The following is a 23065-nucleotide window of genomic DNA, read 5'->3' as shown; positions in this document are numbered from 1 at the left end:
TCAGCGCGCCGCCACCGCGCCGTCCATCAGTTCAGCCAGCCGGCGGTTGCTGGCCTGCAACGTCGTTCGAATGAGCCCGATGGCTTTTTCCCGGACACGCGGTTTGTCTGGCAGGTCGGCGAACAACCCCTGCAGGACGTTGAGCCGGGCGGTTTCCAGCCACTCGGTCAGGGCGCTGTCCTGCAGCCAGCGCAGCTGATTTTCGTTGTCGGACATGGTGATTCGCAGCCAATCGATTGGCTCGTCGGGGTGCGGGATGGGCTCGCACAATGCGTTGCGTGAGTCGTCGTCGGGATACGCCGCCTCGACATGCGCGATCAGCGCCGAACTGAACACCTGCTGACAGCCGCGCACACTCTGCAGCGTGATCCGCTCGCCGTCGAATACTGGCACTGACGGCGGCCGGGGCAGCCCGCCGGTCGTGCAGTCCACGTACAGCGAAGGCTGTGCCGGCAGGGAGCCGTGCTCGAGGACGAGCCGGTCAGGCGCCACCTGTTGCACGTGACCGAGGCGCACTACATCGCCGATGCTGCGCAGCTGCTCGAGTTCGGCGAGCGAGACGATGGCGCAGTGGTACATCGTGGGCCACACCGAGGTGTCGAAGCGCAGCAGAACTTGGGCCCGTTCGAGCCGAGCGAACAGGTCCTCGATCGAGGTCGCGGCGGCGATCGCTTGCATGCGCGCCGCGATGCTGGCCTTCAGCTGGTCGGCGAACAACGGGCCGGGTTGCACGTTGGCGCGGTTGAGCAGCCAGGAATCGCGCGGCATGATCCAGCGCAGCCGGTCGGCCGACACCCCGTTGCGCATCAGCCACAAGCACGCGTCCATTCCGGTCTTGCCGGCACCCACGATCGTGTAGTGATCGTTCCGAGGTGCGCGCCGCGGCAGCTCGTTGGGAGGTACCACGTCGACGCCGTCGGCCACCGGAAACGGGACCCCTCTCATCGCCGGCACGATCGTCTCCAGGTAGGTGGCGACCACGAGCCGACGGCTCACGTTCACCGCATGCTCGGCGCCGTCAAGTGTGCGAAAGCGATTGTCGCCCAAGTATTCCGCCATCGGGAAATAGGCGAGCCGCCCCGTCGGGAGCAGGTGCTGACGCATCACGCGCTCGTAGTAGGCGCACACCTCGCTGCCGGTCGCGAGCTCGTAGAAGCCGGCGTTCCAGCCGCTTTCGTCGATGCGGTCGGTACCCAGCGCGCACGAGTTGACGCCGTAGTACGCCGACGGCTGGTGCAGGCGCACGAACGGGTAGACCGAGGTCCAGTGGCCGCCGGGCTGATGACCGCGGTCGACCAGGACGACGGTCGCGTCGGTCTCGGCCAGCAGCGTGTCGACAAACGCCATGCCCATGGCGCCCGCTCCCACGACGAGGTAGTCGGCCTGGGTCGCGGTCATGATTGCGCCCACGCTACGCACTAGGGCCGTAGCGCCACGCGGATGCAGCCGTCTTTTTTGTTCTTGAACATGTCGTAGGCGCGAACACCGTCGTCCAGCGGCATGTCGTGGGTGATCAAGACCGACGGATCCAGGTCGCCCTGCTGCACATAGTCGAAGAACTGCGCGATGTAGCGTTGCCCGTGCTGCTGTGCCGATTTCAGCGTCAGTCCCTTGTTGGTGACGATTCCCATCGGGAACTTGTCGGTCAGCCCGTAGATGCCGAGGACGACGACTGTGCCGCCCTTGCCGCAGGCGTGGATTGCCTGCCGTAACGCGCTGGCCCGGTCGGTCTCCATTCGCAGCATCTGCTTGGCCCGGTCGTAAACCTGCTGAAGGCCGGTGCCGTGGCCCTCCATGCCGACGGCGTCGATGCAGGCGTCGGGCCCACGGCCGCCGGTGGAGTCGCGCAGGGCTTCTTGCACGCTGTCGACCGCGGTGTAGTCGATGGTTTCGGCGCCCAGCCTTTGGGCCAAGGCGAGTCGTTCCGGTATCCGGTCGATGACGATCGCCCGATCGGCGCCGGACAGCAGCGCGCTGCGTGCGGCCATGAGCCCGACGCCGCCCGCTCCCCACACCGCGACGGTGTCGCCCGCACTGATGTCGCAGAAGTCGGCGCCCATGTAGCCGGTTGGCACGGCGTCGGACATGAAAAGAGCCTGCTCGTCGGTCACATAGTCGGGAATCGCGAAGCAGTTCGCGTCTCCGAAAGGCACCCGGATGTACTCGGCGTGCGAGCCGGCGTAGCCGCCGAACGGATGTGTATAGCCGTACACGCCCCCACACGGATAGCCCAGAATCGGTTGCAGCAGTTCGGCATTCGGGTTGCTGGTGTCGCACAGCGAATACAGGCCCCGCTCGCAGTACGTGCAGTGGTTGCAGGCGACGAACGACGGCACCACCACGCGGTCACCGACGTGGGTCTTGCTCACTTCCCGCCCGACTTCGACCACCTCACCCATGAACTCGTGGCCGAACACATCACCCTCCCGCATCCCCGGCAGGTAACCGTCGATGAAATGAAGATCCGAACCGCACGTGGTGGTCAGTCGAACCCGCACGATGACGTCGTGAGGGTTGATGATCGTCGGGTCGTCAACCGTCTCGACCGACAGGTCGTTCACACCGTTCCAACAAAGCGCTCGCATCAGCGTTCCTCCCTGGGTCCTGTTATCGCGCCGACGGGCGTGCGCTTGGGTTGTGCTCGAGCGTGGGAATCTCTCCGGTTTGCAGCAACGCCCGCGCGCGGTAGAGCGCCTTGAACGCCAACGCGCTCGAAAACAACGCTGGCGCAGGACTTTTCACCCGCAAGGTGACCTCGGTGCCGCGGTCGTGCGGCGCGGCACTGAAATCAACGATCAACTCGTTGCCCATGCCCTGCGCGCCGGCGTCGACGAAACGCATGCGGCCGTCGTCGTCGACCAGGAGGCAATCCCACCCCCTGCCGGTGAGCGGGCCGGCGCGGAAGGTCCACCGGAATCGGCGATCGCCGGTGGACTCGACGTCGGCGATATCGCCGAGCAGTGCTGACAGACTTGCCGGGTCGTGAAAGAAGTCCTTGACGGTCTGCTCCGGGCGCGCGATCGTCACCGCCTGGGAGGCGGCGCGGCGGCCTAACGCCGGCACGGCTTTTTCGACGAGCGGCTGTAAACGGTCTTTGGCGACGTTCACCGCCGCGTCGACGAGACTCACTCGGATACTCCTCGCGGTGTCGGGTTCTGCAGCCGTAGACGCCGGGCGCAACATCAAGACCGCGATCGAGTCCGGTTTCACTGAGGCCGTCTGAGGTGGCAATTCCTCGTGCGACGGCGTACCCCGCCGTGCGCTTTCCTAACCAATACACCGCGACGCCGAATGGCCCGGCCGACGGCGGGGCCACGAAAGACCCTCACCGTTGACCGGGCGATCAGCGGCGCGTCGGTCAGCGCTGTGCGGCCGCCGCCGGTTCAGCTCGCCTCGTGCTGCCGAACCAGCTCAAGAAGTGACGGCAGATGCACTGGTGGTGATGAGACATCTCTTGGCACTTGCCCACTGAGTCGCCGTGCGCCTCCTTGGCGTGACCGCAGTTCTTGCAGTATTCGCTTGCCTCAGTCATGGTCATCCCCTCCTCGCATCGCTTACGCGACCTCCACCTCCTTGATCGACTGGCGAAGGTGCTCGGCTAGGTGCCATTGCTCATTCCTGGACGCTTCATGCAGAGCCTTGCCGACCGCCGCTTTCGCGTCACTGAGGTGGCGGCGCCGTTCGTCGCCGGAGGCGGAAAGGGCCTCCAGCACGGCGTCGACCGCGTCCTTGTAGTCCTGCGCGAAGCGCGTCTGCTCACCGAACATGTTGCTCACTTCCTGTCCCCGACAACACTTTCGGCGTCGATGTGATTCCCGACACATCGCCGCTTCACCGCGCCGACGGCGAGGTCGGCGACCAAGAACGCCAGCAGGCTGACCCCGAACAGCGGCAGGAACCAGCCGACCACTACTGCCGCCGCGACGACGGCCGTGGCGGTGACTCGCGACGCCTCGCGCAGCGCCCCACGAATGGGTGGCCGGCCCACTGCCCAGGCCGAGCCGCGTGTCGGCCGGCGGCGCCACCACATGACATAGCCGCGCACGACCACGGTGATCAAGCCGATTGCCGTGAGCGCCAACAAGATCTGGTTCGCTACCCCGAACAGGATGCCCATGTGGGCGCCGATGGCCCAATCCGTCAGTTTGGCGAGGAAAGGCCAGTCGGCGAAGTTCACCCGGTCGGTGATCGCTCCGCTGTGGGGGTCGACGGCGATCGCGTCGTAGCGGGTGGGCCAGTCGCGCTTGTTCTCCGCCACCTTCCAGGCTTGGCCCATCCCCGACGGCGGATACATCCACATCGGGGAGGACAGCCCCGCCTGGTGCGCGGTGCTCAGCGCGACGTCCGCGCCCCGCAGCAGGGCGTCCCCGCCGGACGTCGCGTCGGCCGCTGCGTGCTGATGCCGGCCAAGTGCGGTGTCGACTGTCGGCTCCGTGGTGTTCAGGTGCTTCTGCAGTTGGTTGACGGATTCACCGGCGTAGCGCGACCACGTGATGCCGGTGACGGAGAGGCCGAGCAACGCCAACAACACCCAGATACCAACGGCCCCATGCCAGGACAGCGTTCGACCACGGCCCCTGGTCGCCCGGTCGGGCACGGCGATACGGGCCAGCTTGCCTGTTTGCCTGCGGTGGCTCAACCACAACAGCGTGCCGGCCAACGCGATGACCCATAGCCAGCTGGCGGCCAGTTCGCTGTAATTGCGGCCGAACGCTCCCAGATGCAAAGTGCGGTGCAGTTCGTCGAACCAGGCCCGCAGCGGCATCCACTGGCCATAGGTGGTGAGCGCGCCACGCACCTCGCCGGTGTACGGGTCCACGAACACCAATCGGGCGTAGTCCTGCGGGACGTCGTCCACCGCCAATGTCACCTGAGTGGTCTGGTCAGCGGCCGCCGGTGGACGAACGCTCGTCACCGTGCCCTCGGGATGAGCGAGCCGCGCGGCGATCAGCTGATCCGCCAGCGGAAGGCGGTGAGAGCCGACGTGGTCGACGGTCAACTCGTGGCGGAACACGATGGAGTCGACTTGAGGAATCGCCGCATACAGAAGTCCTGTGATCGCGGCGATGAGTATGAAAGGGCCGACGAAGATTCCGGCGTAGAAGTGCAAGCGCAGCAGCAGCGGTCGCAGGCTGCGAGGACGAACGGCATCGTCAGGTGTTGTGGTCATAGAAGTGCCTGTCGGTGAAGGGTGCTGGGCGAAGGAATGGGTGTCAGGGAAAGAACACCGCGAGCGGTGGTGCTCGCATCCTCAGGCCGCTACGCGACAGGTCTTCTTGTAGGACAAGCACATTGGTGAACCGGCGGACCTGCGCGGCTTCGGCCGGGCGGGCCAGGAAGGCGAAGAGCCGCAGCCAGCACAGCACCGTCGAGCAGACGACGTAGAGGTATTCGACCAAGCCGATCAGCAGGGCCATCGCGATCACCGCGGCCGCGTGCATAGTGAGCATCGGCGCGGTCATCGCCGCACCGGAGGAGCCATGATGGCTACCGAACGTCGCCAACGTCAGGTGTCCCGCCACCTGCCCCGCAGACAATCCGAGAAGCAGGACGGCGAATTTCGCATAGCGACTTTCCGGGGTCCGCCCGCTACCCGCGGCACCGACGCAGCCGCACACCAGCAGCACCATGACAGACGGCGAACCGCCCGGTGCCTCGCCGCCGGCGCTGACGTGCGCCACCACGGTCAGCAGCGCCGAGCACGCGCTGAGCAGAGCGCCGCGCAGGTAGGCCGCCCGCGCCGCCAGCGTGCTCACAAACCGGGACCTACCGCGAACTAGCGGACGTTGATCGTGGCGACGACGACGTTGAGGTGGTGCAGCTCGACTTCCACCCGGCCGGGTACGTCGACAGTGAAGGTGAACGTTTGGTTGGGTGCCGCAGCTACCTCGAAGGTGTGGTCCGGCACGGAATGCACGTGCAGCTCGTCGGCGGCGTCACTGGTGACGTGGAACGTGATCGGCTCTCCCGCCTTCGCGTCGAACGAGGCGTTGCGTGGATTCGCGACGCCGTCGGCAACGGTCAGGTCGACGACCAAACCCGCCGGTTTCGACGGCTGTGAGCTCGCACCCGGCGATGTCGTCGGCGATGTCGTCGAAGTTGACGACGGTGAATTCGATTTGGAACCGCCACAAGCGACGGCGCCGAACAGAACCAGCGCAACAGCGACAACCGACACCAGCCGAGACGTCATCGAGGTCCTTCCACGTAGCGGTGTCTGCGTAGCGTAGGCGATCGCGGTGACGGGTCTGGTAATCAGTACCACCATGCGCGTTCTCGTACAGCGGGTCGCGTCGGCCAGCGTCTCGGTCGGCGGCGAAGTGGTCGGACAGATCCGCCCGGATGGACAAGGCCTGCTGGCGCTTGTCGGTGTCACGCACAGCGACACGCAGCAGACAGCGCAGCGGTTGGCCGAAAAGCTCTGGCAATTGCGCATCCTCGACGACGAGCGATCCGCGGCAGACGTGAACGCACCGATCTTGGTGGTCAGCCAGTTCACGCTGTATGCCAACACCGAGAAGGGCCGCCGGCCGTCATGGAACGCTGCGGCGCCGCGTGCCGTGGCGGAACCGTTGGTCGACGCGTTCGCCGACGCGCTGCGCGAACTCGGCGCCACGGTTGAAACCGGCGTGTTCGGAGCGCACATGGACGTCGCACTCGTGAACGACGGACCCGTGACGGTCATGCTCGAACTCGCGTAATCTCTGCGCCATGACGTCACCGAATCTGGATGCCAGGCTCAACGTCCATGCACCCAAGATCATCAGCCTCTTCAGAATCATCATCGGCTTACTGTTCACCCTGCATGGGTCGATGATCCTGTTCGGCTGGCCGCTCTCGATGAAGATGCCCGTCGGCACCTGGCCGGGCTGGTGGGCCGGTCTCATCGAGTTCGTCACCGGGCTGTTGGTGCTCGTCGGATTGTTCACGCGCCCAGCCGCTTTCCTGGCATCGGGCACGATGGCGGTGGCTTACTTCTGGCAGCACTGGCCGTTCAACGAAGGGCCGAAGGTGTTCTGGCCCTTCGACCAACGCATCGGCGGCAATAACGGCGAGTTGGCGATCCTCTTCTGCTTTTCGTTCTTTCTCATCCTGTTCATCGGCCCGGGCCCATACGCCGTCGACACGATGCGCCGCCGGCGCGTGGTCGCAGGCACCGCGCCGCCCGTCGGCCAGCGGCGACCGAGCTTGCTCGCCAGATTCCGCCGCTAACTGCCGAAAACCTTGCGCACCACCGTTTTTGCGCGGCGGGTGACGCGCAGGTAGTGGTCCAGAAAAGCACTGCCGTCCGGAGTGGGCCATCCCGCCGCAACGGCCACCGCGTTGAGCAGTCGACCGGGCCCTGGTAATTGGTCGCTCGGCTTGCCCCGCACCAGCACCAGCGCGTTGCGGGCTCGCGTCGCGGTGAGCCATGCCTCGCGGAGCATGTCGACGTCGCTTGACGGGATCAGCTCGGCCGCGCCGATCGCGTCGAGCGTCTCCAGCGTCGAAGTGTTATGCAGCTCAGGCATTTTGTGCCCGTGACGCAGTTGAAGCAGCTGCACCGTCCACTCGATGTCGGCGAGTCCGCCGCGGCCGAGTTTGGTGTGCGTGTTGGGGTCGGCGCCGCGTGGCAGCCGCTCCGCGTCCACCCGGGCCTTGATGCGGCGGATCTCCCGGACCGCTTGCGGCGAAACACCATCCGGGGGGTAGCGCGTCTTGTCGGCCATCACCAGGAACCGCCGGCCCAGGTCTTGGTCGCCGGCCACGTGATGCGCCCGCAGCAGTGCCTGGATCTCCCACGGCTGCGCCCACTGCGCGTAGTACGCCGCGTAGGAATTCAGCGTGCGCACCAGTGGGCCGCTGCGCCCCTCAGGCCGCAGCCCGGTGTCCACCTCGAGCGGCGGGTCGATGCTCGGTGTGCCCAGCAGCGCGCGAACCTGTTCGGCGATCGTCGTGGACCACCGCACCGCCGTCGATTCCTGGGCGCCGCCGACCGGTTCGCAGACGAACATCACGTCGGCGTCGGAGCCGTAGCCGAGCTCATGGCCGCCGAGCCGGCCCATACCGATCACCGCCACCCGCGCGGGCGGCTCACCGCTTTGCGGCGTGTTGAAGCGGGTGACCGCGTCCAGCGCCGACTGCAGCACCGCCACCCACACCGACGTCAGCGCCGCGCACACCTCCCGCACGTCGAGCAGGCCAAGCAGATCCGCCGACGCGATGCGAGCCAACTCGCGCCGACGCAGACTACGCGCTGCGGCAATGGCTTTCACCGGGTCCGCGTGCCGGGACGCCGCCGCGAGCAGCGAGCGCGCCACCTGATCGGGCTCCACGTCGAGCAGCTTCGGGCCGGCCGGACCGTCGGCGTACGACTGGATCACTTCCGGAGCGCGCATCAACAACTCCGGCACATAAGCCGACGTGCCGAGCACGTGCATCAGCCGCTTGGCCACCGCGCCCTCGTCGCGCAGCGTCGCCAAGAACCACCGCTGATCCGAAAGCGCTTCGGAGAGTTTGCGATACGCCAGCAGGCCGCTGTCGGGATCTGGCGTGTCGGAGAGCCAGTCGAGCAGGGTGGGCAGCAGCACGGACTGCACGCGTCCGCGCCTTCCGCTGAAACTGGTCAAGGCCGCCAGGTGGGTCAGCGCGTTCTGCGGTGCCTGATAGCCCAGCGCGGCGATCTGCCGCTCGGCGGCCTCGGCGCTCAACCCCAGGGAGAGTTCCGGGCCGACGGATTCCAGCAGTGGCTGGTAGAACAGCTTCGCGTGCAGTCGCGACACCCGCATGTTCTGCCGCTTGAGTTCCTCGCGCAGCACGCCGAGTGCGTCGTGGCGGCCGTCGGGCCGCATGTGCGCGGCGCGGGCCAGCCAGCGCATCGCCTCGTCGTCGTCGAACCGGGGCAACATGTGGGTGCGCTTGAGCCGTTGCAGCTGAAGCCGGTGCTCGAGCAGCCGCAGAAACTCGTAAGACGCAGTCAGATTCGCCGCGTCGTCGCGGCCGACGTAACCGCCGGCGCCCAATGCGGCCAGCGCGTCGACCGTCGATGACACGTGCAAACTCTCGTCGTTGCGACCGTGCACCAGTTGCAGCAGCTGCACCGCGAACTCGACGTCGCGCAGCCCGCCGGTACCGAGCTTGAGTTCGCGGTCGCGCACGTCGGCGGGCACGAGTTCCTCGACGCGCCGCCGCATGGCTTGCACTTCGGCGACGAAATCCTCACGCTCGCAAGCGGTCCAGACCATCGGCATCAGTGCGGCCATGTACTGCTCGCCGAGCTCGGCGTCACCCGCCGCCGGCCGTGCCTTCAGCAGAGCCTGGAATTCCCACGTCTTGGCCCACCGCTTGTAGTAGGTGACATGCGAATCGAGCGTGCGGACCAGCGCGCCGTGCCGTCCCTCGGGGCGCAGTGCGGCGTCCACTTCGAAGAACGTCTCCGACGCCAGCCGCATCATCTCCCCTGCGACCCGCGTCTCGGTTGAGTCGGCTTTCTCGCCGACGAAGATCACGTCGACGTCGCTGACGTAATTCAGTTCGCGCGCACCGCATTTGCCCATCGCGATCACGGCCAGCCGCGGCCGGCTGGCGTCGTCCTGACACACCCGCAGCGTGGCCACTTCCAGGGCGGCGGCCAGCGCGGCGTCGGCGAGATCCGACAGGTGGGCACCGATGGTCGCGAACGGCAGCACCGGTTCGTTCTCCACCGTCGCCGCGACGTCGAGCGCGGCGAGCACCATGAGCCGGTTGCGATACAACGTGCGCAGCTCCGAAAGCGTTTCCGCGCTGAATGTTTCGCGCGCCACCTCCAAGAACCGGTCGCGCAGGTCAGCGGCGGACGGAAGTGTCACGTTGCCAGCCAGCAGCCGCCAGGCCTGTGGGTTGGCCACCAGGTGATCGCCCAGGGCCAGCGACGAGCCCAGCAACGCGAACAGCCGGCCTCGCAGCGACCGGTCTTTGAGCAGCGCGGGGTGCAGATCGTCGTAGTCGGACCCGAGCGCGTCGGCCAGCCGCACCATGGTGCGCAGAGCGGCATCGGCGTCCGGGGCGCGCGACAGCGACCAGAGCAGCTCGACGTGGTCCTCGGTGGTCCAGCCGAGCCGAGCCAGATCGTCGTGCGCGCGCTCTGCCATCAGACCAAGCCGACCGGGACTGGGCAGCTTCGGCCGCTGGGTCGCTGGTCTCGTCACGCCCCCGACACTACCGAGCGTTACAGCGACAAGTAGGTCTTGAGCTCGTACGGCGTCACTTGGCGGCGGTAGTTCTCCCACTCCGCACGCTTGTTGCGCAGGAAGAAGTCAAACACGTGCTCGCCCAACGCTTCCGCGACCAGCTCGGAGTTCTCCATCTCGGAAAGCGCAACGCCGAGACTGCCCGGCAGCTCCTTGTAGCCCATCGCACTGCGTTCTTCGGGCGTCAGGCTCCAGACGTTGTCTTCGGCTTGCGGTCCGAGCGCGTAGCCCTTCTCCACCCCGCGCAGACCTGCGGCCAGCAGCACGGCGAACGTCAGGTACGGGTTGCACGCCGAGTCGGGGCTGCGCACCTCGATGCGCCGCGACGACGTCTTGCGGGGGCTGTACATCGGAACCCGCACCAGCGCCGACCGGTTGGCCGCGCCCCAGCACGCCGCCGTCGGCGCCTCTCCGCCCACCACGAGCCGCTTGTAGGAGTTCACCCACTGGTTGGTGACGGCGCTGATCTCGGTCGCGTGCTCGAGGATGCCGGCGATGAACGACTTGGCGACGTCGGACAGTTGCAGCGGGTCGTCGGGGCTGTGGAACGCGTTGACCTCGCCCTCGAACAAGCTCATGTGCGTGTGCATGGCCGAGCCGGGATATTCGCCGAACGGCTTGGGCATGAACGTCGCCCGCACGCCCTCGTTGATCGCGACTTCCTTGACCAGGTAGCGGAAGGTCATCACGTTGTCGGCCATCGACAGCGCGTCGGCGTAGCGCAGGTCGATCTCCTGCTGGCCCGGCGCGCCTTCGTGGTGGCTGAATTCCACTGAGATGCCCATGGATTCGAGCGACTCGATCACGTGGCGGCGGAAGTTCGGCGCGGCCTCGTGGACGGCCTGGTCGAAGTAGCCGTCGGTGTCGGCGGGTTCGGGCGGGGCGCCGTCGTCGAGGCTCTTGAGCAAAAAGAATTCGATCTCGGGATGCACGTAGCAGGAGAACCCGAGATCGCTGGCCTTCGCGAGTTGCCGGCGCAGCACATGGCGGGAGTCGGCCCATGAGGGCGATCCGTCGGGCATCGTGATGTCGCAGAACATCCGCGCCGAGTGGTGCTCGCCTCTGCTGGTGGTCCACGGCAGGACTTGGAACGTCGACGGATCAGGGCGGGCCACGCAGTCGGATTCGGACACTCGGGCGAAGCCTTCGATCGCCGAGCCGTCGAAACCGATGCCTTCTTCGAAGGCGCCTTCCAACTCGGCGGGTGCGATCGCCACGGACTTGAGGAATCCGAGCACGTCGGTGAACCACAGCCGCACGAAGCGGATGTCGCGTTCTTCCAGCGTGCGCAGCACGAATTCCTTCTGACGGTCCATGACGGCAGCGTAGGCAGCGGCTGTTAATTCTGTGTTACGCGCGCGCTAGCAGTGCCGATCCCCGGGCGCAGTCAGATCGACCAGATAGTTCACCACTGCTGAGTCGACGCACTGCACGCCCTTGAACACCACCGTGTGCTGGGTGCCGTCGAACGTGATCAGCGACGCGCCGAGCTGGCGGGCGAGGTCGACACCGGCCTGATACGGCGTCGCCGGGTCATGGGTGGTGGAGACGACGACGACCTTGTTCGGGCCGGGCGAGGTCGCCGGCGCGGGCGTGGTGGTCGGCGGCACCGGCCAGAACGCGCACACGTCGCGCGGGGCGTAGCCGGTGAACTGCCCGTAGCTCATGAACGGCGCGACCTGGCGGATGCGCCTGTCGGCCTCCACCCACGACGCCGAATCCGTGGGCGTCACGTAGTCGACGCACCGGACAGCCGTGAACGCGTCCTGCAGGTTGCCGTACTGGCCGGACTTGTTGCGGCCCCAGTAGTCGTCGGCCAGCAGCAGCAGCTCTTCTGCGGCGGTGCCCTGGCCGAGCGCGGCCAGGCCGTTGGCCAGGAACTCCCAGTAGCGCGGCGTGTAGAGGGCGTTGGCCGTACCCGTGATCGCGTCCTGGTAGGACAGGCCGCGCGGGTCGAGGGTCGGCCCCGGCTTGGTGGCCAGCGGGTCGACCAGCGCGTGGTAGCGGTCGACCGCCTTGGTCGGATCGCTGCCGAGCGCGCAGGCCGTCATCGTCGCGCATTCCGCAGCGAAGTCGTTGAACGCCTGCTGGAAGCTGGCCATCTGGCGGACGTTCTTCTCGACGGCGTCGAGCTTGGGATCCACTGCGCCGTCGAGCACCATCGCGCGCACGTTCTGCGGGAATGCCTGCGCATAGGCGGTGCCGAGTTGCGTGCCGTACGAGTAGCCGAGGTAGTTCAGTTGCGCTTCGCCGAGCGCTTGCCGGACGACGTCCATGTCGCGCGCGACGTTGACGGTGCCGACGTTGGCGAGGAAATCCGCACCGACCCGGTTCAGGCACTGCGCGGCGAGCTGGCGGTAGATGTCCTCGATGTGCGCGACGCCGGCCGGGCTGTAGTCGACCATCGGCTCCCGGCGGTAGGCGTCGAATTCGGCATCGGTGCGGCAGCGCACTTCCGGGGTGGAGTGGCCGACGCCGCGCGGATCAAAGCCGACGAGGTCGAAGTGCTGGGTTATCTCGTTGTCGCCGAACGACACGGCCATTCCGGCGACGACGTCGACGGCGGATTGACCGGGGCCGCCCGGGTTGATCATCAGCACGCCGAGCCGCTGACCGCGGGCGGGGACCTTGATCACCGCGAGCTGCGCTTGGGCGCCACCGGGCTTGCTGTAATCCACCGGCACAGACACCGTCGCGCAGCGCGCGGTCGGCAGACCGCTGGTGTCACTCAACCACTGCTGGCAGCTGCCCCAGTTAGGTTGTGGCACAACAGAATTCGTGTTGTCCGCAGGCGGTGCAGCCATTGCCGTCGGCAGGACCGTGACGAACATCGTGAGGAAAGCGAGCGGCGTCAACCACAAAGGTGTCCGCCGCAACATGGCGATCATGGTCGCATGCCCCCCGTCATCCCCGCCCCACCAGTGCCCATCGTGGTAGCGAAACGTTACCTAGCCGGCATGGGTGGTCAGCATCGAGCGTCCGACTTGGGCAGGGTCAGGTCGATCAGATAGCTGGTGACGATGTCGTCGACGCAGTTGTCGCCGTAGAACGCGGCCGTGTGCTGAGTGCCTTCGACCGTCAACAGCCCAGCGTGCAGCTGCTGGGCCAAATGCACTCCGTCTTGGTAGGGCGTCGCCGGATCGCCTGTGGTGGACACGACGAGAACCGGCGGCAGGCCGGGCGCGGACACGCTGTGGGGCCGGCTGGTCGGCGGCACCGGCCAGAACGCGCACGTTCCCCTTGGCGCGTCACCGGTGAAGGTGCCGTAGCTGTCCCAGGGCGAGATCACCCGGCGCTGTTCGTCGAAGGAGATCCACGGCGGCGAGTCCGTCGGGAACGGGTTGTCCACGCAGGAGATCGCGTTGAACGCATCAGACGAGTTGTCGTAGTGGCCGCTGGGGTCGCGCCCGAGGTATTCGTCGGCGAGCTCGAGCAGGTCGTCAGCCGGGTCGCCGCGGCGCAGGGCACTCAGACCGGAGGTGAGCTGATCCCACGTGCTCTGCGAGTACAGCGCCGACGTCACACCCGTCAGCGCATCCGAGTAACTGAGCCCGCGCGGATCTTTGGTCTGTGCGGGTTTTTCCACCAGCGGGTCGACGAACGAATGCAGGACGTCGACAGCCTTGGCCGGGTCGGTTCCCAGCGGGCAGTCCGGCGATTTCGCGCAGTCGGCGGCAAAGTCGTCGAACGCCTTCTGAAACGCTTCGGCCTGACGCAGCAGCGAATCCATCGGCAACACCGCCGGATCCACGGCTCCGTCGAGCACCATCGCCCGGACGCGCTGCGGAAAAGCTTGTGCGTATGCAGTTCCCAACTCGGTGCCGTAGGAGAACCCGACGTAGCTCAGCTTGTCGTCGCCCAGCGCCGCACGCAGGACATCGAGGTCTTTGGCGGCAGAGGCGGTGCCGACGTGGGCCAGGAACTTCTTGCCGGTCCTGTCCAGGCAGCGGCGGACATACTTTTTGGTGTCGTCTTCGATGCGGGCCACACCGGCCGGGCTGTAGTCGACTTGCGGATCGGCGCGCTCTGTGTCGTTTTCGGCGTCGGAGTTGCACCAGACAGCCGGTCGCGATTCGCCGACGCCGCGTGGGTCGAAGCCGACGAAGTCGAAGCGCTCACGCAACGGTGGTGGCACGTCGCGCAGCATCCAGGTGGCGGCTTGGACCCCGGAACCGCCGGGGCCGCCGGGGTTCATCACCAGTGACCCGATCTTGTTGCCGGCGGCCCGGAACCGGATCACGGCCAGCGTGGCGACGCCGTCCTCGGGGTGCTCGTAGTCGATCGGCACGGCCAACTCGCCGCAGTCGGCGCTGCGCGGAAGGTCGTCGGACGACGGGAAGTTGCACGACTCCCACTGGATGCGCGCACCCAGCGCGGGATGCGCCCGCATATCTCGCCCGGTGACGACGTGTGTGCACGACGTCACCGCGAGGACAACGGTCACTGCAGCCGCCGCCCGAGGCGACCGCTTCACCCCGTCAGCACCGCGCCCCGGGCGGCGGAACCGTCAGGTCGATCAGATAACGGGTGACGATTTCGTCGACGCACGGATTGCCTTCCAGCGCAACGGTGTGCTGAGTGCCGTCGAATGTCAGCAGGGAGCCGTGCAGCTGATTGGCCAAATCGACGCCGGCCTGATACGGGGTCGCGGGGTCGCCGGTCGTCGAAATCACCAGCGTCGGCGGAAGATCCCGCACCGAAATCTGGTGCGGCCGGCTCGTCGGCGGGACGGGCCAGAACGCGCAGGTGCTCAGCGGGGCGTGGCCGGTGAATTCGCCGTAGTTCATGAACGGGGCGACCTCACGGATCCGGCGGTCCTGCTCGACCACCTTGGCGCGGTCCGTGACCGGCGGCCGGTCAACGCAATTCACCGCTTGGCGAACGTCGGTGGAGTTGGTGTAGTGGCCGTTTTCGTCGCGTCCCATGTACTGGTCGGCCAGCGCGAGCAGCTTGTCACCCTTGCCGTTCTTCAGTTCCTGGAGCGCCGCTGTCAGATTCGGCCACAGCGTCGGCGAGTACAGCGGCAGGATGGTGCCGACGATCGCGTCGGGATAGGACAGCCCGCGCGGATCGGCGGTGTCAGCCGGCTTTTCGACCAGCGGGTCCACCAGGCTGTGGTAGACCTCGACGGCCTTGTCGGGATCGGTGCCCAGAGGGCAGTCGGGCGACTTCGCGCAATCGGCCGCGTAGTCGTCGAACGCTTTCTGGAATGCCTCGGCCTGGCGGATGTCTGCTTCCATCGGATCGGCGTTGGGATCGATCGCACCGTCGAGCACCATCGCGCGCACGTTCTGGGGAAACAGCTCTGCATACGTCGAGCCGATACGGGTGCCGTACGAATAGCCGAGATAGGTCAGTTTCTGGTCGCCCAGAGCGGCGCGCAGCATGTCGAGGTCCTTGGCCACGTTGACCGTACCGACATTGGCCAAGAACTCCTTGCCCATCTTGTCGACGCAACGCTGCACGAACTCCTTGGTGGTCTGCTCGATGTGGGCAACGCCGGCCGGGCTGTAGTCCACCTGCGGGTCGGCGCGGATCTTGTCGTTGTCGGCGTCGGAGTTGCACCACAGTGCCGGTTTGGAGAACGCGACACCGCGCGGGTCGAAGCCGACGAGGTCGAACCGTTCCCGCAGCGGCTGGGGCAGGTTGTGAATCATCGCCAGGGCGGCATTGACTCCCGACTCGCCCGGACCGCCGGGGTTGATCACCAGCGAACCGATCTTCTTGCCGGTGGCCGGAAACTTCACCAGCGCAAGCGCCGCCGTGTCGCCGTCAGGTTTGGAGTAGTCGATCGGCACGCCGAGCTTGCCGCACTGCGCGCTGGCCAACAGCGCGCTGACGTTCGGGGACGTGAACACGCACTTGTCCCAGGAGATCGGCGCACCCACCTTGGGCAGGGCCATCTTGGCGTGGCCATCGACCAGGCGGCTGCAACTGACGGCGAGGACGGCGGCCGCAGCAACCGCGATCCACATCGTCGCCGTACGAGCGACACCGGCAAGGCGGCGAGTTCGGCTCATGGCACCACATGCTGCCATGACGGCGCGCCGAAGCGCCGCACCACCGATCAGGGTTTCGCTGCCAGCAATTCCTTGAGCCCGGCATCGAAGCCGTCGGCCAGATCCCACAGGTCGGGCAGCAACTCGGGGCACGACAGCAGGCCGACGTTGAGCTTGCCGTTCAGCGACATCACCGTGATGTTCAGGCCCGAGCCGTGGAAGATGGGCCCGAGCGGATACATCGCGGTGATCTCCGCACCGACGAAGTACAGCGGCGTCTGCGGCCCGGGCACGTTGGAGATCACGAGGTTGTGGACGGGTCTGCTGTCCGTCAGCCGGCTGCTGGTGTAAACGCGCATCGCGATGCCGAACACCGCCGGCGCGGCGAACTCGGTCCAGTCCTGCAGAAGTGAGGCAGCGATGGCCGACGAGTGTTCTTTGGCGGTCGAGTTCGCCGCGGCGATCGCCTTCAGCCGCTCCCCCGGGTCCTCGATGTGCGTCTCGAGCCGCGAGAACATCGCGGACACCTGGTTGCGGCCGGGTCGGTGCGTCTTTCCACGCACAGATACGGGCACCGTCGCGACCAACGGCTCCGTCGGCAGCTCACCACGTCCGGCGAGAAACCCGCGCAGCACCCCGGCGCACAGCGCCATCACCACGTCGTTGAGCTTGACGCCGAACCGGTCTTTGACCGTCTTGAGGTCGTCGAGGTCCAGCTGAGCCCAGGCCACGTTGCGGTGGCCGGTGATCTTCGCATTCCACGGGGTCTTCGGCGCGCTGAACGGCGCCGTCATCGACTGACCGCTGAGCCCGCGCCGCACGGTCTCGACCACGCTCGCGGCGGTCAGCGGAAGGACCTTTCCCAGCTGAAGCGGCCGGGTGGCGAACCGCACGAGTCCCGACGCGGCGAGCTCGAGCTGGTTGACGCCGCCGGCCCCCTGCACACGATCGGGTGGCGGCGCGTCGGGCTCGGTGTCGCACAGCACCGACATCAGATTCGCCCCGCTGACGCCGTCGACGGCGGCGTGGTGCACCTTCGTCATGACCGCAAGCCGACCGCCGTGCGTGGGATCGGTCCCGTCGAGTCCCTCGATCACCCACGCCTCCCACAGCGGACGGCTGCGGTCCAGCGGCACCGACGCGATGTGGCCGCAGAAGTCCGCGAGTTCCTTGCGGCCTCCTGGGCTGGGCAAGCCGATGCGGTGTACGTGCCGTTCGAGGTCGAAGTCTTCGTCTTCTGCCCACACGGGGTGGTCGAGGTTGAACGGGCTGTCGACGACCTTCTCCCGGAACGTCGGCAATCCCCTGATGCGCGTGGCGAATTCGTCCTTGAACCGCTCGAAACGGTAGCCGTCCGGGATTGTCGAGGTATCCAATTCCAGGATCGAGCAGACATGCAGTGGCTGCTGCGCCGTCTCGAGGTAAAGGAAGCTGGCGTCGAGTCCGCTGAGCCTTTGCATGTGGCCGATGGTAGGTCCGTACCCGACATGTGAGGAAGCCCACTTTGCGGTGGTGTGCAGCGGGAATCTGCCGAGTGGCAGACTGTACTGGTCAGCGAACCCGGGGACCCGATAGCGGGCCACGAGGATCGATCCGGCGATGTTTAAGGACAACGATGTCTGTTGAGCAGACGGTCTATGGTGCCGCCCAGTCCCGTCCCAAAACCCGCGTTCATCACCTGCAGAAAATGAAGGCCGAAGGCCACAAGTGGGCGATGCTCACGGCCTACGACTACTCCACTGCGCGCATCTTCGACGAAGCCGGCATTCCGGTGCTGCTGGTCGGCGACTCGGCCGCCAATGTGGTGTACGGCTACGACACCACCGTGCCGATTTCTCTCGACGAGCTGATCCCACTGGTGCGCGGTGTGGTCCGGGGGGCACCGCACGCGTTGGTGGTCGCCGACATGCCGTTCGGCAGCTATGAAGCCGGGCCGCAGCAGGCGTTGGCCAGCGCTACCCGCTTCATGAAGGAGGCCGGCGCGCATGCGGTCAAGCTCGAGGGCGGCGAGCGGGTGGCCGAACAGATCGCCTACCTGACCGCGGCCGGCATTCCGGTGATGGCCCACATCGGCTTCACCCCGCAGAGTGTGAACACGCTCGGTGGTTTCCGAGTGCAGGGTCGGGGCGATGCCGCCGAACAGACCATCGCCGACGCGATCGCCGTTGCCGAGGCCGGTGCATTCTCGGTGGTGATGGAGATGGTGCCTGCCGAGCTGGCCACTCAGATCACCGGCAAGCTCACCATTCCGACGATCGGGATCGGCGCGGGCCCCAACTGCGATGCGCAGGTGCTGGTCTGGCAGGACATGGCCGGGATGACATCCGGCAAGACAGCCCGGTTCGTGAAGCGCTTCGCCGAGGTCGGTGCCGAATTGTCGCGTGCGGCAAGGCAATACGCCGACGAGGTGGCAGCCGGGGTGTTTCCGGCCGAGGAGCACAGCTTCTAGCGTTCACCTTGGTGTGGCACGCTGTGCGTGATGGCACCATCGGAAGGCGCCTCCAAACATCTGGAGGTTGAGCGCAAGTTCGACGTCGTCGACACGACGGTGTCTCCGTCGTTCGAAGGTCTTGCCGCGGTGACGCGGGTGGAGCGAGAGTCTCCACAAAGACTCGACGCCGTCTATTACGACACCCCCGGGCGCGACCTTGCCGCCCACCGCATCACGTTGCGCCGGCGCACCGGCGGCTCCGATGCCGGCTGGCACCTGAAGCTGCCCGCCGGGCCCGACTCCCGAACCGAAGTACGAGCACCGCTCGGCGACAGTGACGAGGTTCCGGCCGAGCTGCGCGACGTGGTGTTGGCGATCGTGCGCGACCGTCCGCTGCAGCCGGTCGCGCGGATCACGACGAACCGGACCGTCGAGCATTTGTACGGGGCAGACGGGACACCGCTGGCGGAATTCGCCGACGACGAGGTGACGGCCCAGGCCAACGGCGATGAGTCGCAACAGCACTGGCGCGAGTGGGAGCTGGAACTGGCCGAGGAGGCGCTGAGCAACGGGGCGGCGGACAGTGCGCTGCTGGACCGGTTGGCCAATCGGTTGCTGGACGCCGGAGCGCAGCCGGCGGGCCACGGGTCGAAGCTGGCGCGCGTGTTGGACGGTTCGGCGCCGGAACGGCCCGTGGTGCCTGCCGTCGACGATCCGGTGCACCGCGCGGTGGCCGAGGAGGTCGAGAACCTGCTGATGTGGGATCGCGCGGTGCGCGCGGACGTCTACGACTCGGTGCACCAGATGCGGGTGACTACCCGCAAGATCCGCAGTTTGTTGCAGGCGGCGGAGTCGTCGTTCGGGTTGTCCGACGACGCGTGGATCCTCGACGAACTGCGCCAGTTGGCGAGCGTACTGGGGGTTGCCCGGGACGCCGAGGTGCTCGCCGAACGGTACGAGAAGGCGCTCGACGAGCTGCCCGACGAGCTGGTGCGCGGGCCCGTGCGGGAGCGGCTGGTGGAAGGGGCTCGCCGGCGGTACCGGTCGGGATGGCGAAAGTCGCTCGCCGCCATGCGTTCTCAGCGGTACTTCAGGTTGCTCGACGCGCTGGAAGGGCTGGTGGCCGCTGAGCCGCCTCCGCCCGCGGAGGACGAGGAGTCGTCGCCGGATGCGACCATCGAGTCCGGCTACAAGCGGGTGCGAAAGCAGGCCAAGCGGGCCGAGAAGGCCGCGGTCGAGCACCGAGACGAGGCGCTGCATCGAATTCGCAAGAGCGCCAAGCGGTTACGGTATACCGCTGCGGCCACCGGGTCGAAGAAGGTGTCCGAGGCGGCGAAGAACATCCAATCGCTACTGGGCGACCACCAGGACAGCGTGGTCAGCCGGACGCATCTGGCTCAGCAGGCGCAGGCCGCGCACGCCGCCGGTGAGGACACGTTCACCTACGGGCTGCTCTACGAACGCGAAACCGAGATCGCGCGTCGCAGCCGCGAGCAGTTGAGGCCGGCGCTGAAGGCGCTTGCCCAGGCCGTTTCGAAGGCGTTGTAGAGGGACGAGTTGGCCTGTAAGCCGGATTCTGTTCCGCACCGTCGCGGCTGACCACGGCGGCGCGGCGGCGACCATCCATCTGGACATCCCGTCGCCGGGTGCCTCAAGCGGCCTACCCGCGTGCTCGGGCGAGCAACCCTCGGACGCACGCGCAGCCGCGGCTTTCGCCACGGCCTTCTTGGCCTTGCTTCGGGTGGGGTTTACCTAGCCATCCCGGTCACCCGGAATGCTGGTGCGCTCTTACCGCACCGTTTCACCCTTACCACCGCAAGCGGTGGCGGTCTGTTTTCTGTGGCACTTTCCCGCGAGTCACCTCGGGTTGCCGTTAGCAACCACCCTGCTCTGTGAAGTCCGGACTTTCCTCGAGCCGTATTGCTACGACCCGCGGCCGCCCGGCCAACTCGTCCGCCCTATCAACGTACTGGGTCGAGCGAGTAATCCGCGAGCCTCAAAAGGGTGGCGGGTCGTCGTCGGCTTTGGCTTGTCGGCGCTTTTCGAGTTCGGCGAACAGCCATCGCTGGCGCTTGATGAGTTGCTCGTTGATTCGCCGTTCGGCGTCAATACGTTCGCGGCGTTCTTGTGTGCGAGTACGTCGGCGTCGCGGCATCATCAGCGCCCGACCCGGCCCGGCGTCGTCGGCGACGGTTGGCTTGACCGCGAATTCGCCTGTGGGCGTGCCCAATACGGGAAACAACGCCGCACCGTCGGGTGTGGTGGTGTAGGTGCGTCCGGACGGCGCCCTCCAGGTCACCGTGCCGTCAGGTGCTTGCTTGTCGGCCCAACCGCCCGCCCCGACCCAGAACGTTTTCAGCAAGTGATGCCCACGGCACAGCAGTTTCAAATTCGACGGATGCGTCGGACCCGACGGCCATGGAATCGTGTGGTCGACATCGCAGATCACTGCCGGGGCGTCACAACCCGGGAACCGACACGTCAGATCGCGCGCCCGGATGAACGCCGCCAACCCTGCCGAGGGCCGATACCCCGCCTCCGCGGTGGTATTCGGACCCGGAACCGCCAACGGCTTGAGCCGGGCCTGCGATGCCCACTCGCGCACCACGGCCGCCGGCACCACCCCCCGACCGGGTATGTGGCCCGGGGTATCGGACGTGCCGTCGACGGTGGACTGCTCGGCGAGCACTTGGATCACCACGCTCACACCGGTGGGCCGGGCGGTCGCGCTGCACTCCTGCGAGCCGCACTCGCAGCGCAACCCGTCCAGTCCGGCAGCCATCGCGCCCAGCGCATCGGAGCGGCGCTGATCGGCAGTGCGTGGATCATCCGGGCACACCGTCGCGGCCAACTCGTCCAGGCGCGCATCGATAAGGGCTCCGTCTGTGGCACGAACCTGCGCATACATCGACTCCAACCCGCCAGTCGCCGGCATGAACACCACATGGCGGTCCTCGGGGCGCTCGTGCGGGCGGCGCCGCCCCGCAGGATCCACGCGCTCCACCCACCAATCGATGCGCGCCTCGAGCTTGGGCCCCGACAACCGCATCCAGCCCGGAGCCCGTCGCGCCAGCTCGGCATCTACCCTCGCCATCAACTGCGTGTCGGTGATCAACTGCACCCGGTTGACGATCGTGATCACCATCCGCATGTCGATCGCCCCGGTCACGAACACCTTCGCCAGCTGCGGCAGCTTGTCGCGCAACTCGATCGCGTACCGCAACTGCCCGCGCGCTCGGCCGCGGCTGATGCCTAACTCCGCGGCCACCTCTGCGGTCAAGCTCTCATATCCGTCGATCAGCCAGCAGGCGCGGTCGTCGTCATCCTCGGGCGCGCGCCGCGCATACAACTCCCCCATCGCGACCAACCGGCGCGCACACGCGGCGTTCTCCTCCACCGCAGCAGCCCCGATCGCCGCCACGACGCCCGCGTCGTCGACGCCTGAAAACGTCTCGACCGGCGCACTCCGCACGGGTTCGAACATGCTTTCGATCATAGAAGTGGCCACCGACATCGGCGGCTTCCCGATGACCGCGGGATCGCCAGGCCACTGGGTCGGCGGCACACACGGAGTGCCCTGCACCTAATCGGCGGCGTTCCTACACGATCGCCGACGACGGCTTCAAGAAGACGTCATTCAGCGTGACGGACCGGAGCTGACGGTCGCGAATCATGTCGACGAGCTGGCCGTAGACATGGGTGACCGGCTTGTGGTTGAGATGGCCGATCACAATGGTCTGTGGGGTGAAGTACTTGTCGGCCCGCTTGACGATGTAGTCCTCGGTGACGACGTTGGAGTCGCCCAAGTCGCCTGACCACAACGTCATCACGGTGTAGCCGAGTGCGGCGGCGGCCTGGTCGACGCGGGGATTGCGGCTGCCGTACGGCGGCCGCAAGTACGGTCGGGCGTTCGCGCCGTACGTCTTCTTCAAAAACGTGTGATTGCGGCCGATTTCGTCGATCACCCGCTTCACCGGCAGCGTCGCGAGGTCCGGATGCGACCAGGTGTGATTGCCCAACTGGATCTGGCCCGACTCCACCAGCGGCCGCAACAGGTCCTTGTTGTCCGTCCACGAGCTGTAGCGGCCGTTGACGAAATACGTGAATCGCAGCCCGGTGTCCTTCGCGAACTGGGTGTACATCCGCACGACGTCGCTATCCACGCCGTCGTCGAGGGTCAGCGCCAACGCGTCGCCGTTGCCGGGCAGACTCCACAATGCCCCGTTGCCGGGCAACGTGATTCGCGACGCCGGCGGAGGCGGCGGCAGCAGCCCGGGCAACCGGGCCGGCGCAGGCACCGGCGCGGGATCCTTTGCCGCTGCCAGCACGCGCGGTGCCGTACTTACTTCACAGCGGGCGATGCCGACACCCGACACGATCGCGACGGCAAGCCCAGCCATGAACCTGCGCCGGTTGAGCTCTGCCAC

20 protein-coding genes and 1 other RNA gene are annotated in these 23065 nt (G+C 66.9%); 4 read left to right on the top strand and 17 right to left on the bottom strand.

The features are described 5' to 3' along the window. The 8 genes from AC5Y39_RS16535 to AC5Y39_RS16500 form a co-directional block, all read right to left on the bottom strand. Nucleotides 1–1398, bottom strand: coding sequence for an NAD(P)-binding protein (locus tag AC5Y39_RS16535; protein WP_500019733.1), 1398 nt, complete (start codon nucleotides 1396–1398; stop codon nucleotides 1–3). Nucleotides 1399–1418: 20 nt separating this feature from the next. Continuing rightward, a complete protein-coding gene (locus AC5Y39_RS16530; protein ID WP_500019731.1) occupies nucleotides 1419–2585 on the bottom strand; it encodes a zinc-dependent alcohol dehydrogenase in 1167 nt (388 codons plus the stop codon). Nucleotides 2586–2607: 22 nt separating this feature from the next. Continuing rightward, nucleotides 2608–3129, bottom strand: a complete 522-nt coding sequence (locus AC5Y39_RS16525; RefSeq protein WP_500019729.1) for a hypothetical protein — start codon at nucleotides 3127–3129, stop codon at nucleotides 2608–2610. A 229-nt stretch (nucleotides 3130–3358) separates the two neighbouring features. Further along, entirely contained in the window at nucleotides 3359–3532 is a 174-nt protein-coding gene (locus tag AC5Y39_RS16520) for a hypothetical protein (RefSeq protein ID WP_500019727.1), read from the bottom strand. 22 nt (nucleotides 3533–3554) lie between these two features. After that, complete coding sequence (locus AC5Y39_RS16515) at nucleotides 3555–3776, bottom strand: hypothetical protein (RefSeq protein WP_500019725.1); 222 nt, start codon at nucleotides 3774–3776, stop codon at nucleotides 3555–3557. Continuing rightward, the gene (locus AC5Y39_RS16510) at nucleotides 3773–5170 is read right to left on the bottom strand and encodes a PepSY-associated TM helix domain-containing protein (protein WP_500019723.1); all 1398 of its coding nucleotides are present in this window, start codon (nucleotides 5168–5170) and stop codon (nucleotides 3773–3775) included. The genes AC5Y39_RS16515 and AC5Y39_RS16510 overlap by 4 nt, the downstream gene beginning before the upstream one ends. Nucleotides 5171–5213: 43 nt before the next feature. Continuing rightward, entirely contained in the window at nucleotides 5214–5756 is a 543-nt protein-coding gene (locus AC5Y39_RS16505; protein WP_500019721.1) for a hypothetical protein, read from the bottom strand. A 20-nt stretch (nucleotides 5757–5776) separates the two neighbouring features. Next, nucleotides 5777–6193, bottom strand: a complete 417-nt coding sequence (locus AC5Y39_RS16500; RefSeq protein ID WP_500019719.1) for a cupredoxin domain-containing protein — start codon at nucleotides 6191–6193, stop codon at nucleotides 5777–5779. Nucleotides 6194–6266: 73 nt separating this feature from the next. Here AC5Y39_RS16500 and dtd point away from each other — a divergent pair, with 73 nt between their 5' ends. Both dtd and AC5Y39_RS16490 read left to right on the top strand, forming a co-directional pair. Further along, nucleotides 6267–6701: a D-aminoacyl-tRNA deacylase gene (dtd, locus tag AC5Y39_RS16495; protein WP_500019717.1), complete on the top strand. Its 435-nt coding sequence runs from the start codon at nucleotides 6267–6269 to the stop codon at nucleotides 6699–6701. A 10-nt stretch (nucleotides 6702–6711) separates the two neighbouring features. Continuing rightward, nucleotides 6712–7212, top strand: a complete 501-nt coding sequence (locus AC5Y39_RS16490; RefSeq protein ID WP_500019715.1) for a DoxX family protein — start codon at nucleotides 6712–6714, stop codon at nucleotides 7210–7212. Here AC5Y39_RS16490 and AC5Y39_RS16485 read toward each other — a convergent pair. From AC5Y39_RS16485 to AC5Y39_RS16460, 6 genes are all read right to left on the bottom strand, one after another. Continuing rightward, complete coding sequence (locus AC5Y39_RS16485) at nucleotides 7209–10109, bottom strand: bifunctional [glutamine synthetase] adenylyltransferase/[glutamine synthetase]-adenylyl-L-tyrosine phosphorylase (RefSeq protein WP_500019825.1); 2901 nt, start codon at nucleotides 10107–10109, stop codon at nucleotides 7209–7211. The two genes, AC5Y39_RS16490 and AC5Y39_RS16485, sit on opposite strands and share 4 nt — an antisense overlap. Nucleotides 10110–10186: 77 nt before the next feature. Then, entirely contained in the window at nucleotides 10187–11524 is a 1338-nt protein-coding gene (locus AC5Y39_RS16480; RefSeq protein ID WP_499912132.1) for a glutamine synthetase family protein, read from the bottom strand. A 45-nt stretch (nucleotides 11525–11569) separates the two neighbouring features. Beyond that, nucleotides 11570–13096, bottom strand: coding sequence for an alpha/beta hydrolase (locus AC5Y39_RS16475; RefSeq protein WP_500019713.1), 1527 nt, complete (start codon nucleotides 13094–13096; stop codon nucleotides 11570–11572). A gap of 77 nt (nucleotides 13097–13173) precedes the next feature. Continuing rightward, the gene (locus tag AC5Y39_RS16470; protein ID WP_500019711.1) at nucleotides 13174–14682 is read right to left on the bottom strand and encodes an alpha/beta hydrolase; all 1509 of its coding nucleotides are present in this window, start codon (nucleotides 14680–14682) and stop codon (nucleotides 13174–13176) included. Between the two features lie 4 nt (nucleotides 14683–14686). Next, on the bottom strand, nucleotides 14687–16228 hold the full coding sequence (locus AC5Y39_RS16465) for an alpha/beta hydrolase (protein WP_500019709.1): 1542 nt from the start codon (nucleotides 16226–16228) through the stop codon (nucleotides 14687–14689). A gap of 47 nt (nucleotides 16229–16275) precedes the next feature. After that, nucleotides 16276–17667, bottom strand: a complete 1392-nt coding sequence (locus tag AC5Y39_RS16460; protein WP_500019707.1) for a WS/DGAT/MGAT family O-acyltransferase — start codon at nucleotides 17665–17667, stop codon at nucleotides 16276–16278. A gap of 155 nt (nucleotides 17668–17822) precedes the next feature. Here AC5Y39_RS16460 and panB point away from each other — a divergent pair, with 155 nt between their 5' ends. Together panB and AC5Y39_RS16450 are read left to right on the top strand one after the other, a co-directional pair. Next, nucleotides 17823–18656: a 3-methyl-2-oxobutanoate hydroxymethyltransferase gene (panB, locus tag AC5Y39_RS16455; RefSeq protein WP_500019705.1), complete on the top strand. Its 834-nt coding sequence runs from the start codon at nucleotides 17823–17825 to the stop codon at nucleotides 18654–18656. Nucleotides 18657–18677: 21 nt separating this feature from the next. Beyond that, on the top strand, nucleotides 18678–20186 hold the full coding sequence (locus AC5Y39_RS16450) for a CYTH and CHAD domain-containing protein (protein ID WP_500019823.1): 1509 nt from the start codon (nucleotides 18678–18680) through the stop codon (nucleotides 20184–20186). A gap of 1 nt (nucleotide 20187) precedes the next feature. Here the strand turns inward: AC5Y39_RS16450 and rnpB are convergent. The 3 genes from rnpB to AC5Y39_RS16435 all read right to left on the bottom strand — a co-directional run bounded on the left by rnpB (nucleotide 20188) and on the right by AC5Y39_RS16435 (nucleotide 23038). Continuing rightward, nucleotides 20188–20590, bottom strand: an RNA gene (gene rnpB / locus AC5Y39_RS16445) — RNase P RNA component class A. Nucleotides 20591–20634: 44 nt separating this feature from the next. After that, nucleotides 20635–22122: an HNH endonuclease signature motif containing protein gene (locus tag AC5Y39_RS16440; RefSeq protein ID WP_500019678.1), complete on the bottom strand. Its 1488-nt coding sequence runs from the start codon at nucleotides 22120–22122 to the stop codon at nucleotides 20635–20637. A gap of 115 nt (nucleotides 22123–22237) precedes the next feature. Then, a complete protein-coding gene (locus tag AC5Y39_RS16435; RefSeq protein WP_500019819.1) occupies nucleotides 22238–23038 on the bottom strand; it encodes a polysaccharide deacetylase family protein in 801 nt (266 codons plus the stop codon). Between the last annotated feature and the right edge of the window lie 27 nt (nucleotides 23039–23065).

It is taken from the genome of Mycobacterium sp. NGS39 (assembly GCF_059812765.1).
This window is presented reverse-complemented; position numbering and strand designations above follow the sequence as displayed.